Annotated in this window: 13 protein-coding genes; 6 read left to right on the top strand and 7 right to left on the bottom strand. The window is 74.7% G+C overall.

Annotation, left to right across the window (positions count from 1 at the left end; genetic code table 11):
• Positions 1-246 precede the first annotated feature (246 nt).
• Genes ACF073_RS10665 through ACF073_RS10675 form a run of 3 tightly spaced genes read left to right on the top strand, consistent with a single transcriptional unit; the run spans position 247 to position 3,561 of the window.
• Complete coding sequence (locus ACF073_RS10665; protein ID WP_392068383.1) at positions 247-1,452, top strand: serine hydrolase domain-containing protein; 1,206 nt, start codon at positions 247-249, stop codon at positions 1,450-1,452.
• Positions 1,449-3,035 carry an alpha/beta hydrolase gene (locus ACF073_RS10670; protein WP_392068385.1) on the top strand — a complete coding sequence of 529 codons (1,587 nt, stop codon included), beginning with the start codon at positions 1,449-1,451 and terminating at the stop codon, positions 3,033-3,035. The genes ACF073_RS10665 and ACF073_RS10670 overlap by 4 nt, the downstream gene beginning before the upstream one ends.
• A gap of 7 nt (positions 3,036-3,042) precedes the next feature.
• Complete coding sequence (locus ACF073_RS10675; protein WP_392068387.1) at positions 3,043-3,561, top strand: carboxymuconolactone decarboxylase family protein; 519 nt, start codon at positions 3,043-3,045, stop codon at positions 3,559-3,561.
• Between the two features lie 751 nt (positions 3,562-4,312).
• Here the strand turns inward: ACF073_RS10675 and ACF073_RS10680 are convergent.
• The 3 genes from ACF073_RS10680 to ACF073_RS10690 form a co-directional block, all read right to left on the bottom strand.
• Positions 4,313-5,185: a DMT family transporter gene (locus ACF073_RS10680; protein ID WP_392068388.1), complete on the bottom strand. Its 873-nt coding sequence runs from the start codon at positions 5,183-5,185 to the stop codon at positions 4,313-4,315.
• A 111-nt stretch (positions 5,186-5,296) separates the two neighbouring features.
• Positions 5,297-5,578, bottom strand: coding sequence for a hypothetical protein (locus tag ACF073_RS10685; RefSeq protein WP_392068390.1), 282 nt, complete (start codon positions 5,576-5,578; stop codon positions 5,297-5,299).
• A gap of 226 nt (positions 5,579-5,804) precedes the next feature.
• Positions 5,805-6,455: an FMN-dependent NADH-azoreductase gene (locus ACF073_RS10690; RefSeq protein WP_392068392.1), complete on the bottom strand. Its 651-nt coding sequence runs from the start codon at positions 6,453-6,455 to the stop codon at positions 5,805-5,807.
• A gap of 129 nt (positions 6,456-6,584) precedes the next feature.
• On the opposite strand from ACF073_RS10690, the gene ACF073_RS10695 reads away from it, so the two are divergent.
• The gene (locus ACF073_RS10695) at positions 6,585-6,977 is read left to right on the top strand and encodes a winged helix-turn-helix transcriptional regulator (RefSeq protein ID WP_392068394.1); all 393 of its coding nucleotides are present in this window, start codon (positions 6,585-6,587) and stop codon (positions 6,975-6,977) included.
• A 97-nt stretch (positions 6,978-7,074) separates the two neighbouring features.
• Complete coding sequence (locus ACF073_RS10700) at positions 7,075-8,448, top strand: S41 family peptidase (protein WP_392068396.1); 1,374 nt, start codon at positions 7,075-7,077, stop codon at positions 8,446-8,448.
• 57 nt (positions 8,449-8,505) lie between these two features.
• Here ACF073_RS10700 and ACF073_RS10705 read toward each other — a convergent pair whose 3' ends face one another.
• Positions 8,506-9,984 (bottom strand): glutamate--cysteine ligase, encoded by a 1,479-nt coding sequence (locus ACF073_RS10705; RefSeq protein ID WP_392068397.1) that lies wholly within the window; start codon positions 9,982-9,984, stop codon positions 8,506-8,508.
• Between the two features lie 143 nt (positions 9,985-10,127).
• Between ACF073_RS10705 and ACF073_RS10710 the strand changes: the two genes are divergently transcribed.
• Positions 10,128-11,195, top strand: coding sequence for a LacI family DNA-binding transcriptional regulator (locus ACF073_RS10710; protein WP_392068399.1), 1,068 nt, complete (start codon positions 10,128-10,130; stop codon positions 11,193-11,195).
• Positions 11,196-11,433: 238 nt separating this feature from the next.
• Here the strand turns inward: ACF073_RS10710 and ACF073_RS10715 are convergent, their stop codons facing one another.
• Genes ACF073_RS10715 through ACF073_RS10725 form a run of 3 tightly spaced genes read right to left on the bottom strand, consistent with a single transcriptional unit; the run spans position 11,434 to position 15,160 of the window.
• Positions 11,434-12,144 (bottom strand): sulfite exporter TauE/SafE family protein, encoded by a 711-nt coding sequence (locus tag ACF073_RS10715; RefSeq protein WP_392068401.1) that lies wholly within the window; start codon positions 12,142-12,144, stop codon positions 11,434-11,436.
• Positions 12,141-13,631, bottom strand: a complete 1,491-nt coding sequence (locus ACF073_RS10720) for an amidohydrolase family protein (protein ID WP_392068402.1) — start codon at positions 13,629-13,631, stop codon at positions 12,141-12,143. Before ACF073_RS10720 ends, ACF073_RS10715 begins: the two co-directional genes overlap by 4 nt.
• 41 nt (positions 13,632-13,672) lie before the next feature.
• Positions 13,673-15,160 carry a uracil-xanthine permease family protein gene (locus tag ACF073_RS10725; RefSeq protein WP_392068404.1) on the bottom strand — a complete coding sequence of 496 codons (1,488 nt, stop codon included), beginning with the start codon at positions 15,158-15,160 and terminating at the stop codon, positions 13,673-13,675.
• Positions 15,161-15,362 lie beyond the last annotated feature (202 nt).

Raw genomic sequence — 15,362 nt, forward strand, 5'->3', positions numbered from 1 at the left:
CGGCGGGATCGATCACGCCCACCAGCGTCGCAGCCCCCCGATCCGCAGGCGGCGCAACGCCGGTCCTTCACCCTTGGCACGGCTGTCCGACGCCGTGGCCGGGGTCCGGATCACGCGGCAAACCCGGCCGGTCGCGCGGGCGGGCGCGGGGGCCTGCCGCAGCATCCGCGCTGGTGCTGCCCCCCGCTCCTGCTCGGCAGCCAGCCGGAGTGAGCGGGCGCCGGACGGTGCCTAACGTGATGTCACATGGTGATCTTCTTACCGAGTTCCCCCGTTCGCCGGCGCACCGGCCTCACGGCCGTGGCCCTGGCCTGCCTGCTGCCCGGCACGCCCGCCGCCGCCGCGCAGCCGCCACCGGACGCGCCCCGCGCGAGCGCCCCGCACACGGCACTGAGCCGGTCCGTGCGCCGCCTGGTGAAGCACGACCGGATCACCGGCGCCGCGGTCCTGGTCACCGGCCCCGGCCAGGACGCCCCGTGCGCCCGCCGGGCGGTCACGGACGGCGTCGCCGACCTGGGCACCGGCCGCCCCATGAACGCCACCGACCGGTTGCGCGCCGGCAGCGTCACCAAGACGTTCACCGCGACCGTCGTCCTCCAACTGGCCGCCGAGCGGCGGTTGTCCCTTGACGCGCCCGTCGAGCGCTATCTGCCGGGCCTGATCCGCTCCGGCGGCCACGACGGCCGCCTGATCACCGTACGGCAGCTCCTCCAGCACACCAGCGGGCTGCCCGACTACCTCGAAGCGCCCGAGTGGGAGCGTCCCGAACGGTTGCGGTACCGCCACTTCGAGCCGCGCCGGCTCATCGCCCGCGCCCTGGAGCTGCCGCGTCCCGAGCAGAGCTGGCACTACGCGACCACGAACTACCTCGTCGCCGGACTGATCATCCACCAGGTCACCGGCCGCGGCCCGGAGGCGGAGATCACCCGCCGTCTCATCGCGCCGCTGGGGCTCCATGACACGTACTGGCCGGGTGACGAGGCCCGGATCCGGGGCCCGCACTCGCACAGCTACTTCACCGCCGAGGACGGCCGTCTCGCGGACGGCACCGGCTGGAACACGACCTTCGGCGGCGTCGGCGGCGCCCTGGTGTCCACGCCGGCCGACCTGACCCGCTTCGTCACCGCGCTGTTCACCGGCCGGCTCCTGCCCGCACCGCAACTCGCCGAGATGCGCCGGACGGTGCCCGCCGACCCCGACCGGCTCTGGCCCGGCGCCCGCTACGGCCTCGGACTGATCTCCACACCCCTGTCGTGCGGCGGCACCTGGTGGGGGCATGCCGGGACCGTGCCCGGCGGCCACCGCGCACTGGCCGCCGTCGGCCCCGACGGCCGCGCCGTCGCGATCGCCCTCAATCAGGTGCCCGCCACGCTCCAGGCCGAACTCGACTTCCTCGACGTCGTCGACAAGGCCCTCTGCGAGGGCGGCCCCGCCGAAAGGACCTCCGCATGACCGGCAGCACCTCCCCGGGCGGCGCCCGCAGCCCCCGTCCCGGCCGTTCGCGGCGCCCCGTCCCACGGGCGGCCGCCGTCGCCCTCGGGCTGGCGGGCGCACTGGCCCTGGGGACCTCCCCCGCACCGGCCGCCGGCCGCCCGGCCACCGACCCGCTCGCCCGCTTCCACGACCAGCACCTCACCTGGAAGAGCTGTCTGCTCGGACCCGACGACACCCTCGGCAAGGACCTCGAACAGGCCGGTGCGCGATGCGCCGACGTCACCGTGCCCTTGGACTACGCCCACCCCGACGGCCGCACGATCAAGATCGCGATATCCCGGATCCGGGGCACCGACACCGCCCACCGCGTCGGCGCGCTGCTGCTGAACAGCGGCGGCCCCGGCGGACAGACGCTGGGCGACCCGCCGTGGGTGAGCGCCGCCATGAAGGACGTCGCGGCACGTTACGACGTGGTGGGAGTGGACCCCCGCTTCGTCGGCCGGAGCACCTCGCTGGACTGCGCCTGGCCCACCGGCAGCATGATCCGGGGAGCCGGCAGCGGCCGGGCCGGCTTCGACCGCTCGGTCGCCTTCGCCGCCGATCTCGCCCGCGGCTGCCGTACCCACGCCGGTGCCCTGCTGCCCCACGCGACCACCAGGAACACGGCGCGCGACATGGACGTGGTCCGCGCCGCGCTCGGCGAGCGCAGAATCTCCTACCTGGGCTACTCCTACGGCAGTTACCTGGGCCAGGTGTACACGACGATGTTCCCCGGCCGCACCGACCGGGTCGTCCTCGACGGAGTGGTGAACCCCGCCGGATACGGCCCCCGGCTGCTGCGGGGCACCGAGGAGGCCAATCGGCACGCCCTCGGCGACTGGGCCGCGTGGACCGCCGCGCACCACGGGACGTACGGACTCGGGCGCACCCGCGGCGCCGTACTGAAGACGGTGGACGCGATCCAGTCCGCCGCGACCCGCGAGCCCCTGCGCGTCGGCGCCTACCGGGTGGACGAACACACGCTGCCCGTCGTCGTCTTCAACGGCCTCTCGCAGGACAACCCCACGGCCTACGGCGAGTTCGCCCAGGGCGTGCGCGACCTGCGGCAGGCCGCCGAGGGCCGGAAGGTCACCCCGTCCCCGGGCCTGGCGGCCGTGCTGGAGTTCCTGCTGACCGGGCACGAGTCCGGCTACGGCAGCGCGCAGACGGCCATCCTGTGCGGGGACGTGCCCGCCTCCCACGATCCGGAGACGTACTGGCGTGATCTGCGGCGGGCCGGGACGGGCGACCGCTTGTTCGCCCCCGTCACCCAGAACATCGGCCCGTGCGCGTTCTGGGACCCGCCGCGCGAGCGCCCCACCGTGATCCGCGACGACCTGCCGGCCCTGCTGGTGAACGCCACCGGCGACCCGCGCACCGTCTACCGAGGCGCCCGGGCGGTGCACGACGGCTGGCCGAGCTCCCGGCTGGTGACCCTGCGAGGAGCGGACCAGCACGGGGTCTACGGTGCTTTCGGCAGCTCGTGCGTGGACGGCGAGGTCAACGCCTATCTGGCGACCGGCCGGCTGCCCACCGGTGACGTGAGCTGCCCCCGGCCATGATAGTTTTATGTTCAACAAAGTCGAGGTGTGGGGGAGTACCAGGTTGACCAGTCCCGTCCCGGCCGGCGCCGCCCGGCGGATCTACATCGACAAGCAGAGCCCGAAGGCGTACCACGCGCTGGTGCAGACGGCCGATGCGGTGCACACGGCCGCCGCCGAGGCGGGCCTCGACCGCGTCCTGGTGGAACTGGTCAACCTCCGGGTGTCCCAGCTGAACGGCTGCGCCTACTGCCTGCACGTGCACACCCGTGCCGCGCTGCGGGCGGGCGACACCCCGCAGCGCCTCGGCGTGCTCGCCGCCTGGCGGGACACCGATCTGTTCACCCCCGTCGAACGGGCCGCCCTCGCGCTGGCCGAGGCGACCACGGACGCCGCCGGCACCGCCGCCCAGGACACCGCCTACGCGGCGGCGCGGGAGGTGCTCACCGACGACCAGATATCGGCCGTGATCTGGGTGGCCGTGACGATCAACGCGTTCAACCGTGTCTCGATCATGAGCAGGCATCCGGTGCGGGCCCAGCAGTGAGGCGGTGACGGCGACGGGTGCGCGCCGGCGGAGGCGGCGGGCGTGGGGGTGCCGGCCCGGTCGTGCGCTGTCACGTCGTACGCCGGGGCGATCCGCGCCCCGGGCGGGCAGCGGCCGGGCCGGCGCGCGGATCGCCTTCGCCGCCTCGCTAGCGCCGGCCGTCCTGCCGCACCCGCTGTCGCACCACGCCATGAGCCGGCCCGGCCGGGTCACCGCTCCGCCGGCGCCCGGTCCACGGGCGCCGGCGGAGCGGTGACCCAGGGCCCGTGCCTCGCGCGGCGCCAGCCGGGGGCCGGCCACCGCCAACACCTCGCACGCGGCCCGCGCGGCACGCACTCGTGCACCGGCCCGCCGGCTGGCCGGGTGAACGGGCCCCGGCGCCGGGCCATGCCGATGACCGGCAGATCGTCCGGGTGGAAGGCGATCGAGCACAGCACTGGACCCGCGCGGCCCCTGACCACCCGCCGTACGATCCGCGGGTTCCCAGGTCGGCGGCTCCCCGGGGCCCCATTTCCGCCGGGAGGCCGCCCGCCGCCGGATCGAAGGCCCGCTCCAGCCGCTGCCGTGCGTCGGCGGCCCGGAAACGGGCCCCTGGCGGCTCCGGTCGGCGCAGGGAGCGGCCTCGCCCTGCGGGGGCTGCCGGGCGTGGACGGCCATCGGTGTCCGGCCGAGCAGCGGACCGCCCGGACAGCGCGGCGCAACGCGGCCGGGGCTGCGGGCGGTGTCGCGCGCGGGGCGCGGAACGTACCGCCTACGCGGTCTCCTCGGCCGGGGCCGGCAGCACGATGATGCGCTGCACCGCCCGGCTGAGGACCAGCACCCCCGCGACGATCAGCAGCGCCCCGCACGCCTCCGGCACGAGCCACCAGCCGGTGCGGATCCGCTCCCCGAAGAGGGTGACGCCCAGGACCAGGCTGACCACCGCGTCGCCGATGGTCAGCGCGGGCTGGGCGGCGGCCAGCGGACCCGCCTGGAGCGCGTTCTCCAGCAGGAGCACGGCGGCCACCCCGGCGAGCGCGAAGCCGTACGTCTGCCACGACCGCAGGAAGGCCGCGAAGCCGTGGTCGGCGAACGTCCCGCTGGCCGACTTCAGCAGGGCGGCGGTCAGCGCGTTGCCGATCGCGGAGGCGGCTGCCAGCAGCGCGGCACGCCCGGCCGGCGGGCGCCCCCGGCCGGCCAGCAGCACGGCCACCGCCATCGCGCCGACACACAGGCACAGGGCAGGGATCCAGCGGGCCAGCGGTGCCTGGTCGGCGGCGCCGTGCGGGGCGGCGGCGATGAGCAGAACGGCGAGGCCCGCCACGCAGCCGCCGACCCCCCACCAGCCCCAGTGGGGCAGCCGCCGGTGCATGAGCGGGGCGACGACGAGCAGGGCGAAGGGCAGCTCCAGGATGAAGAGCGGCTGGACCAGTGCGAGCGGGCCGTTGATCAGGGCCAGGCTCTGGAACAGCGCGGCGCAGACCACCCCGGCCATGCCGATCAGCCAGATCGGCCGGTGGACCAGCTCCGCCAGCAGCCTGATGCCGCCGCTCCGGGAGACGGACGCGGCCTTGCGCTGGCAGGCGGTGCCCACGGCGTTGCTCGCCGCTCCCGCGACGGCGAACGCCGCGGCCAGTTCGATCACGACCGCCTCCCGCTGAGGTCCGGTCTCCCGGAGGAGCTTCGCGCCCTCTCAGCCTACGGAAGGGCGCCGCGCGGCGCGGCCGGGGCGGGTCCGTGCCGTGCACCGGCCGGGTCAGCTGGCGCGGGTGCCGCCCCCGCGGCGGATCCGGCCCAGCAGGTCCCGGTGGTAGGCCGCGAGTTGCCCGGCGGGCACGGGGGCGGGGCTGCCGGCGAGCGTGTACCAGGTGTCGCCGCCGAAGTGCTGGACGGCGACGCGCGCGCTGCGGCCGTCGGACCGCAGGATGGTCGCGACCGTGAGATCGCCGGTGACGACGCCGACCTCGTCGGTCAAGGCGCCCCCGGGGCCCGCGGTGACCCGGTCGACGTAACTGGTGACGCTGGGAGGGGTCCTCATGGGCGCAGGGTTCCACCAACCCGCGCGCCGGGCCGCGCAGCGCGCAGGAGTCGTCCCGAGGTGTCCCCGTGTTGGCGGTGTGGCCCGGTGCGGATCCAGGGGTGCGGTGGGCGGGTGGGACGCGTACGGGGCGTGACCCGGGTACGCGGACGACCCCGGTCCGGCCGGAGCCGGACCGGGGTCGGTCGTGCGCGGGCCCGGCCGGTGCCGCCGGCCGGGTGCGTGCTCAGGCCGCGAGGCGCTCGGCCAGCGCGCGCGCCTTGGCGGCGGCGGCCTCGAAGGCGCGGTCGCGGGAGGCCTCGTACAGCGGGACCAGCTCGGACATCGCCGGGTTCTTCGACGCCATGGTCAGCTCCGGGACGATGAACTCCAGGTCCAGGCCCAGGGCGTCGGCGAGGACGGCCTTGAGGTAGTTCTGCACGTACTCGTAGCCCTCGCGCGGGGTGCCCGGCGCGTAGGAGCCGCCGCGGCTGGCGATGACGGTGACCGGGGTGCCCTTGGCGGACGGCGTCTCGCCGGCGGTGCGGCCCATCAGGATCACGTTGTCGAGCCACGCCTTGAGGGTCGACGGGATCGTGTAGTTGTACATCGGAGCGCCGATCAGGATCGCGTCGGCCTGCTCCAGCTCCTCGATCAGCTTGACGCGCTCGGCGAACGCCGCCGCCTGCTCGGGCGTGTGCATGGCGGCGGGGACGAAGCCGGCGAGGTGCGCGTCGGCCGTGATGTGCGGAACGGGCTCCGAGGCCAGGTCGCGGTAGATGACCGTGCCCTGCGGGTGCTGCTCCTCCCAGTGCTTGCGGAAGGCCTCCGTCACGGCGCGGGAAGCCGACGCCTCGGTGGGGAACACGGACGAGTCGATGTGCAGCAGGGTGGCCATGGGTGTCTCCGTAACAGGGGCTATGCGTCGCACGCCGCGGCGCGCAGACTGACGTTTCGTACTGGACTACTTTTAACACATGGACTTACTTTTTTTCAGCCCCCTACGATGAAGAGGTACTCTTGAGCCATGGCGGCGGAGCAGAATCACGACAGCGCGGCGTGCAAGCGGGTGGACGACGGCATCACGCGCGTCTTCCAGCTGCTCGGTAAGCGCTGGAGCGGTCCGATCGTCGCCGTGCTGGTCGAGCAGCCCGCGTACTTCGCCGACCTGCGGCGGGCCGTCCCCGGCATCAGCGAGCGCATGCTGTCCGAGCGGCTCGCCGAACTCGGCGCCGCCGGTCTCCTCCTGCGCGAGGTCGACGAGGGCCCCCCGCTGCGCGTCCGCTACCGGCTGACCGACGCGGGCGCTGCACTGGAACCCGCGCTGCGCGAACTGGCGGAGTGGGCGAAGGCCCATCTGCCGGACGCGGCGGGGTTCCCCGAGACATGCCTGGAGCGGCCGGCCCCGACAGGGTCCTGACCGCCGCCGGTGCCCCGCGCCCGCTGGCGCCGGATGGCGGGGAGGTCAGGGGTCGGAGACGGTGGTGGGGTGCGGACCCGTTCCGGGAGGCCCTCTCGTGCGTATCGTCACGGCCGCCGTCGCCGCCTTGGCCCTCACCGTCACGGCCGTACCGACCGCGTCCGCCGTGCCACCCCGTCGACCGTCCATCGACGGAGTGTGGCGGACGGACGGCTACGGCACCGTGTTCGTCGTCGGCGGGGGAGTGCTGCGGGAGTACCAGACCACCTCCGTGAGCTGTGTCGAGGGCGACTCCGCCAAGCAGACGGGACCCGCCGACTTCACCACGCAGGACGGCACCGTCCTCACCGTACGGACCGGCGAGGACCCCGACCACGTCCGGCTCGCCGCTGACAGCACGGTCGGGCACCGCGGGCTCACCCGGATCCGGGCCCTGCCCGCCGGCTGCACCCGCCCGCCGGCCACCGACCCGCGCACCACCTTCGACGTGCTCTGGCAGACCTTCGAGGAGAACTACCCCTTCTTCGCGCTGAAGGGCGTCGACTGGCACGCCGTCCGCGACCGGTACCGGCCGCAGGTGCACCCGGACACCACCGACGCCGAACTCCTCGGCATCTTCGGCCGTATGCTGCGGCCGCTGTACGACGTCCATGTCGAGGTCGACGACGGCGACGACGACTTCTCCGAGCTGCGGCCCGGCACCGAGGCACCGAGCGACGAACTGGACGCCGAGGTCAAGGGGTTCGTCGAGGACCGCGACCTCAAGGACGCCACCGGCCGGCAGGACTTCGCCGACGGGCACATCACCTACGCCGACCTGCCCGGCGACCTCGGCTACCTGCGGATCTCCGCCTTTAGCGGCTTCGCGGGCGACGACGCGTCGTACACCGCCGACCGGGCGGAGCTGGACCGGGCGCTCGACACCGTCCTGACCCCGAGCCGGACCCGCCGTCTGGCCGGACTCGTCATCGACCTGCGGGTGAACGACGGCGGTTCCGACGCCCTCGGCGTCCGGATCGCCGAACGGCTGACCGACTCCGCGTACACCGCCTACGCCAAGCGGGCCCGCAACGACCCCGCCGACCCCACCCGGCACACCCGGCCCGAACCCGTGCCCGTCGTCCCGGCCGACGCGCCCCGGTTCACGGGACCGGTGGCCGTGCTCACCGGCGGCTCCACCGTCAGCGCGGGGGAGACCTTCACCCAGGCCCTGATCGACCGGCCCGGCCGCACCGTACGGATCGGGCAGCCGACCCAGGGCGTCTTCTCGGACCCGCTGGAGCGCGACCTGCCCAACGGCATGGCGCTCTCACTGCCGAACGAGGAGTACCTGACCCGGTCCGGACGCACCTTCGACGGCGCCGGCATTCCGCCGCACCTCGTCGAACCCGTCCTCACCGAGCAGGAGTTCGCCGAGAACCGGGACTCGGCGTTCGACCGCGCGGTGGCCGTCCTGCGCGCCCGCGGCTGACCGTCCGCACTCCCGCGCTCCCGTGACCGTCCCGCGGCCCCGGCGGCCGGCCGCCGGTCAGTCGACCGGCCAGGTGTGCACCGGAGCGTTGAGGTGCATGTAGTCGATGTACACCTGGGTCATCCGGCGCAGCGCCTCGTGCCGGCCGGTGTGCGTGCGGGCACCGATGTGATGGAACATCTCCTTCTGCCACACCGCTCCGTTGCGCGCCGTCACACAGCGCTGCTCGATGACGCCGAGCAGCGGCTCCCGCCAGGCCGCGTCCATGCCGGAGAGTTCGAGACCGCGGTGGGCGAGCGGCAGCAGCCGGCGCAGCACCAGCTCGGGCGCCGGGACCTCGCCCATCCCCGGCCAGTACAGCGGCGCGTCGATGCCGTGCCGGGCGGCGGCGTGCAGATTGTCCTCGGCGGCCGAGAAGGACATCCGTGACCACACCGGCCGCTCCTCCTCCACCAGGGCCCGGGTGAGCCCGTAGTAGAAGGCGCCGTTGGCGAGGGTGTCGGCCACGGTCGGTCCGGCGGGCAGCACCCGGTTCTCCACCCGGATGTGCGGACGGTCGCCGGCGACGGCGTAGACCGGCCGGTTCCAGCGGTAGATCGTGCCGTTGTGCAGGGTGAGTTCGGCCAGTTCGGGGGTGTCGCCGCTGTCCAGCGTCCCGGCCGGGTCCTGCTCGTCGCAGAGCGGCAGCAGGGCCGGGAAATAGCGGAGGTTCTCCTCGAACAGATCGAAGACGCTGTTGATCCACCGCTCCCCGAACCACACCCGCGGCCGTACCCCCTGCACCTTGATCTCCTCCGGGCGGGTGTCGGTGGCCTGCTCGAACAGCGGGATCCGGGTCTCGTGCCACAGCTCCTTGCCGAACAGGAAAGGGGAGTTGGCCGCCAGCGCGACCTGGACCCCGGCGATGGCCTGCGCCGCGTTCCAGTAACCGGCGAACTCCTCGGGCGAGACCTGCAGATGGAACTGCGTACTGGTGCACGCGGCCTCCGGGGTGATCGTGTCCGCGTAGGTCCGCAGCCGGTCGGCTCCGTCGATCTCGATGCGCAGGTCCTCGCCGCGGGCCGCGAACACCTGGTCGTTGAGCAGCCGGTAGCGGGGGTTCTCCGACAGCGCTCCCTCGCCGATGTCGTCCTGCCGCAGCGTCGGCAGGATCCCGACGATGATCAGCCGGGTGCCCACCGATCCGGCCCGCTCCTCGGCGTGGTTCAGCGCGGCCCGGATCTCCGACTCCCAGGCGTCCGGGCCGCCCGCCGTCAGCCGCCGGGGCGGGACGTTGATCTCCAGGTTGAAGCGGCCCAGCTCGGTGGACCAGGCGGGGTCGGAGATCGCCTCCAGCACATCGCTGTTGCGCATCGCCGGTTCGGCGTCGTCGTCCACCAGATTCAGCTCGATCTCCAGACCGACCTGGGGCCGCTCCGACTCGAACCGCTCCTCGCGCAGCATCTGCGCGAACGTGTCCAGGCACTCCTGCATCTTGATCCGGTACCGGCGGCGGTCCTCGCGGGTGAAGACGAGCGCCGGGACGTCTCGCCCCATCGGCCCTCCAAGGTCCCCCCGTCGGACATCTCCCTCCAGCGTCGCACCAGCGCGCGGCCCGCACCACGCCGACCGGCCCCCGGCACCCCTCGGGTCCCGGACGCCCATGCCCGCCCGGCACCCCATGGGGGAGGATGGGCGCCATGACCACGTCCCGCGGCGCCCGCCGGCCCACCATCGCCGATGTCGCCGAGGCCGCCTCGGTCTCCCGGACGACGGTGTCCCACGCCCTCAACGGCATCGGCAAGGTGGACCCGCGCACCCGCGAGCGCGTCAAGAAGATCGCCGCCGAACTGGGCTACCGGCCCAACCTGCGCGCCCAGCGGCTGCGCCGCGGCGAGGCCAGGGCCATCGCGCTGGCCTCCTCGATGCCGTTCGCGGTCGCCGGCGGCCCGTCCCGGCTCGGCTTCTACATGGAGGTGGCCGCCGCGGCGGCCGAACGCGCGCTCGTCCACGAGTACGCCCTGGTGCTGGTCCCGCCCGTGCGGTCCGGATCCGCCCTCTACACGGTCGACGTCGACGGTGCCATCGTGGTCGAGCCCGAGGCGGACGACGCGGCCGTGGCCCAACTCCGCGAGCGCGGGCTGCCGTACGTCACCCTGGGCCGGCCCACCGCGCCCGACGACGCCCCCTACGTCGACCTGCACGGCGGCCGGGTCGTCGACCTGCTCCTCGATCATCTGCGCGCCCAGGGCGCCCGCCGCCCCGCGCTCGTCATCGGCGCGGGCACCCGCCACTCCTCGGTCGACGCCCGCGCCGCCTACGAACGCGCGGCGGCCGCCCACGGCTGGACCCCGGTCGTCGCCACCGCGCCGGAGGACGGCGGCGAGCAGGCCGGATACGACAGGTGCGCCGCCCTCCTCGCCGAGCATCCCGGCATCGACGCGCTGTGCGTCCTGGTCGACGCGTTCGCCGTCGGAGCGGTCCGGGCGCTGCGCGACGCGGGCCGCCGGATCCCCGACGACGTCATGGTCGTCACCCGCTACGACGGGCTGCGCGCCCGGACCTGCGAACCACCGCTCACCGCCGTCGACCTGCGCCTGGACCGGGCCGCGGCGGACGCGGTGGAACTCCTGCTGGGCCGGCTGGGCGGCGGGGAGGGACAGCCGGCGGCGGGTTCGGACGGCGCCGGGCGCGGGGTGCCCGCACCCGATCCCCGGCTCGTCGTGCGCGCCTCCTCCCTGCGGCGCCGCCGGAACGCGTCCGCGTGAGCGGTCCGGCTCGGTGTCCGGCGGCGGTCGCGGCCACCGCACCCGCCCCTGGGAAACACGCCGCGGTCCCGCTCGTGTCGGGCTCGGCGCCGGGCGGGCGGACCGGCCGGCGCCGCCCTTCGGGACCGGCCCGGCGGCCTTCACCGCGGCAGCCGTGGACGCCACCGCGAGGCCGGCGCACCGACCACCGCACCGGCACCCGGGGAGGACCCCCTTGAGCCGGGACCCCGTCCCCGGCTCAGCCCCCCGCCATCAGGGCCACCCCGGACACCAGGGCGAAGACGAGGACGAAGGCGCGCATCCGCTTCGCGTCGACGCGCCGGTGCACCAGCCGGCTCAGCGCGGCCCCCGCCGCCAGCGCGGGCAGCAGCAGCACCGCCACGGCCATGTCCGCCGTACGGCCCCGGCCGGTCGCGAACAGCAGGGCGAGCGAGGCGACTTCACCGACGAGGAAGCACAGGGCGACCGTGGCGCGCAGTTCGGCGGGCGGCCGGTGCTGATAGACGAGGGCGAGCGGCGGCCCGCCGACGCCGGTCGCCGTCTCGGTCAGCCCGGTGACGACGCCCGCGCCCACATAGGCACCGGGACCCGGCACGAACGCGGGCACGGCCAGGCTCACCACCGCCGCCAGTACCGTCGCGGCGCCGACGACCGCCCCCAGGTCGCCTTCCGGTACGACCCACAGCAGCGCGAGACCCGCCGGTGTCGCCGTCAGCCGCGCCGCCGTGATCCATCCGGCGCCGCGCAGATCGAGGCTGTGCCGCTCCCGCCACGCGACGTACAGGTTCAGCGGGATCATCGCGGTCAGCACGAACACCGGCAGCAGCCCGGGGTCGAGCAGACCCGCGACCGGAGCCACGATCAGCGCGAAGCCCAGCCCGCTCGTCCCCTGCACGAACGCGGCCGCCGCCACGGTCAGCGCCAGCACGGCCAGCGTGCCCCCGCTCATGACCCGCCCCCACAGGACTCGACCGGCGCCGGGGACGGGACGTGACGCGCCGCCGGGACCGTTGCGGCCCCGTTCTCCGGCGCTCCCGCGCTCGCCGCTGCCCGCCACGCCCGGACCGAGGTGCGGTGGGTCCGGGTCACCCCGGCCCGCCGCACCACCCGCGGGCCCAGTTCCGCCGCCTGCCGGACCAGGGCGGGCCCGTCCCAGTCCGGCGGCCAGCCGCGCCACAGCCGCAGCCGGCCGGCGACGAACACCGCCGTCAGCTGGTCCCGGTTGCCGCGCCGGACCAGCTCCCAGGGCAGGTCCCAGGACGGCTGCATCTCCGGTCCGCCGATGTCTACCAGCAGGAAGTCGGCGGCATGCCCCACCGCGATCCGCCCCGTCACCCGGCCGAGCCCGACCGCGTCCGCGCCGCCCGCCCCGGCCCGCTCGAGCCACGTCCAGCCGCCCCCGCAGGAGGCGTCACCCCCGGCCAGGCCGTAGGTGAGCCGCTGGGCGGTCTCGGCCGCGTCCGCGAGCCGGAAGCCGTCGCCGCGGGTGCCGTCGGTGCCCAGACCGAATCGGACGCCCCGCTCGGCGAAGGCCGTGGCCGGCGCGACCGCGTTGCCCTTCCAGGCGCTGGCCACCGGGTTGTAGCTCACCGCCGCGCCGGTGTCGCGGAGCAGGGTGACCTCGGCCGGCGTGAGCAGCGTGGCATGCGCGGCCAGCAGCTGCGGACCCAGCGCACCCACGTGACGCAGATACTCCAGGGGCCGCATCCCGTACCGGACGAGGGAGCGTTCGACCGCGACGAGGTGCTCGTTCACATGGATCTGTACGACGGCCCCCGCATCGGCGGCAAGCCGTGCCGTGGCGGCCAGCGTCGGCGCGGTCGCCGCCTCCGGGACGGACACGGCGAGCGAGGGGTGGACCAGGCCGTCACCGGCATAGCGGGCCAGGTGCCGTTCCGCCGCCGCGAGCACGGCGCGCGGATCGGCGTCCTCTCCGGTGCCGTCCGCCGCGTCGTTGCAGACCAGCCCCAGCACACAGCGGATGCCGGCGTCCCGCGCCGCCGAGGCGACCACATCCACGTCCACCGGGGCGCGGGTGCCGGCCTCGGCGACCGTGGTGAAACCGCCCCGCAGCGACTCCAGGGCGGCCAGTTTCGCGGCGACGTACGCCGACTCCTCGTCCAGCGCCCGCTCCAGCGGCACCCACACCCGGCGGAAGATCTCCGAGGGCTCCCCGAAGGCGAGGGCGCCGCCGAAGCTCTGCGTCAGATGGTGGTGGGCGTCGACGAAGCCGGGCATCAGCACATGCCCGGGCAGCCGCACGGGTGTCAGCGACGGATGCGCCCGCACGATCCGCTCGGCCGGGCCGAGGGCGCGGAACACCCCGCCCCGCACCATCGCCGCCTGTCCCTCCAGCGGTCCGTCGGGGGTCAGTGTCACCTCGGGGACCAGCAGCAGCGTGTCCTCGCGCAACCGGTCGGCGGTCAGGTCGGTCATGGCTCTCCGTGGGGTGGGATGTGCGCGACCGCGGCGGCGGTTCACGCGCGGACGGCCGGACGGGACGCCTCGGCCGGTACGGCGGCGGAGGCGGGCCGGCGCCCCAGGTGGTGGAAGACGACATTGAGGACGGCGGCCGTCAGCGCCCCGACGGCGACCCCGCTCTCCAGCAGGATCCGTACGCCCGACGGGAATCCGGCGTACACACCGGGCACCAGGACCGGCAGCAGGCCGAGCGCCAGTGCGACCGCGCAGGTCACCATGGCCGTGTGGTCCTCCAGCCGGGCCCGGCCCAGCATCTGCACGCCCAGCACGGTGATCACCGCGAAGACGGCCATCGCGGCGCCGCCGACCACCGCGGACGGCATCACACTGATGGCCCGGGCGACAGGCGTGAGGAAGCCGAGGACGACCAGGACGAGCCCCGCGGCGGCGGTGACGTACCGGCTGCGCACCCCGGTGACCCGCACGATGCCGATGTTCTCTCCGCTGGTGACCATCAGAGGCAGCCCGAAGAAGCCGCCGAACAGCGAGGTGAGGGCATCCCCGCGCACGGTGCGCGGTACGTCCGAGCGGATGTCGATGTCCTTGCCCACCGCCTCGGCGTTGATGACGGTCTGCCCGGTCGCCTCGGCCATGGACGCCAGGCTGTACAGCATCAGCGGCAGAGCGGCCACGAGATCGAAGACGGGGGTGCCGAACGGCAACGGGCGGGGCACGCCCACCAGCGGCCCGGCGAACACATCGCCGGGATGGACCTGGCCGACGGCGCAGGCGAGGGCGGTCCCCGCGGCCAGGCCCAGCAGCACGGCCAGTTGGCGCAGCACCCCGCGCAGCAGCCGGGTGAAGAGCACGATCAGGCCGATCGTGGCGAACGCGAGACCGAGCCGGGCGGGATCGGCGAAGCCCGGTGTGCCGGGCCGGCCGGTGACCAGCAGCGCGCCGACCCGCACCAGATTGACCCCGACGATCACGATCATCGTGCCGATGACCAGCGGCGGGAAGAACCTCAGCAGCCGTGCGAACAGCGGCAGCACGAGGAAGGTGAAGACGGCGGTGAGCAGCACGGCGCCGGTGGCCGTGCGCAGTCCGTGCTGCTCGGCGATCGACATGAAAAGGATCAGCGGAGCGCCGCCGGGCAGCATCACGAACGGCAGCCGGGGGCCGAACTTCCACGGCCCGAGGGACTGGATCAGCGATCCGACGCCGGACAGCAGGAGGGCCGCCGAGAGCAGGTCGACGGTGACGCCCGGGGTCAGCCGGAGGGTGGCGCTCATCAGGAAGATCGCGGAGATGGGCGTCGCCGCCATGACCAGGACGTGCTGGACGCCGAAGAGGAGGATCCGGCCGAGGGGGCGGGATTCGTCCACGGGGTGCACGGCGTCGGCGGCGGGCGGGGCATCGGGGGCGGCGGCCCGTGGGGCGTCGGGGGCCGCGGGGTGCGACGGATCGGGGGTGACGCGGTGCGACGGATCGGAGGTGAGGGGGTGCGGGGGATCGGGGACGGCGGGATGTACGGGACCGGACACGTGCGGGCTCCGTTCGGCTCGCTCGGCTCAGGCCTGGACGATCCGGCCGTGGACGGGCGGCCAAATCGATTTGGCCAATCGATTCGGCGGTCAGTATGGAGGGGTCGCGGGGGTGTTGGTCAAGAGGGCGGACGCAATGGCCCGCCGCACCGGGGCGATGCGACGGGCCGGACGGTCTACGGGTCGGACGGACCGGATGGGT

This window comes from Streptomyces sp. NPDC015171 (assembly GCF_043079545.1).
Lineage (GTDB): Bacteria > Actinomycetota > Actinomycetes > Streptomycetales > Streptomycetaceae > Streptomyces.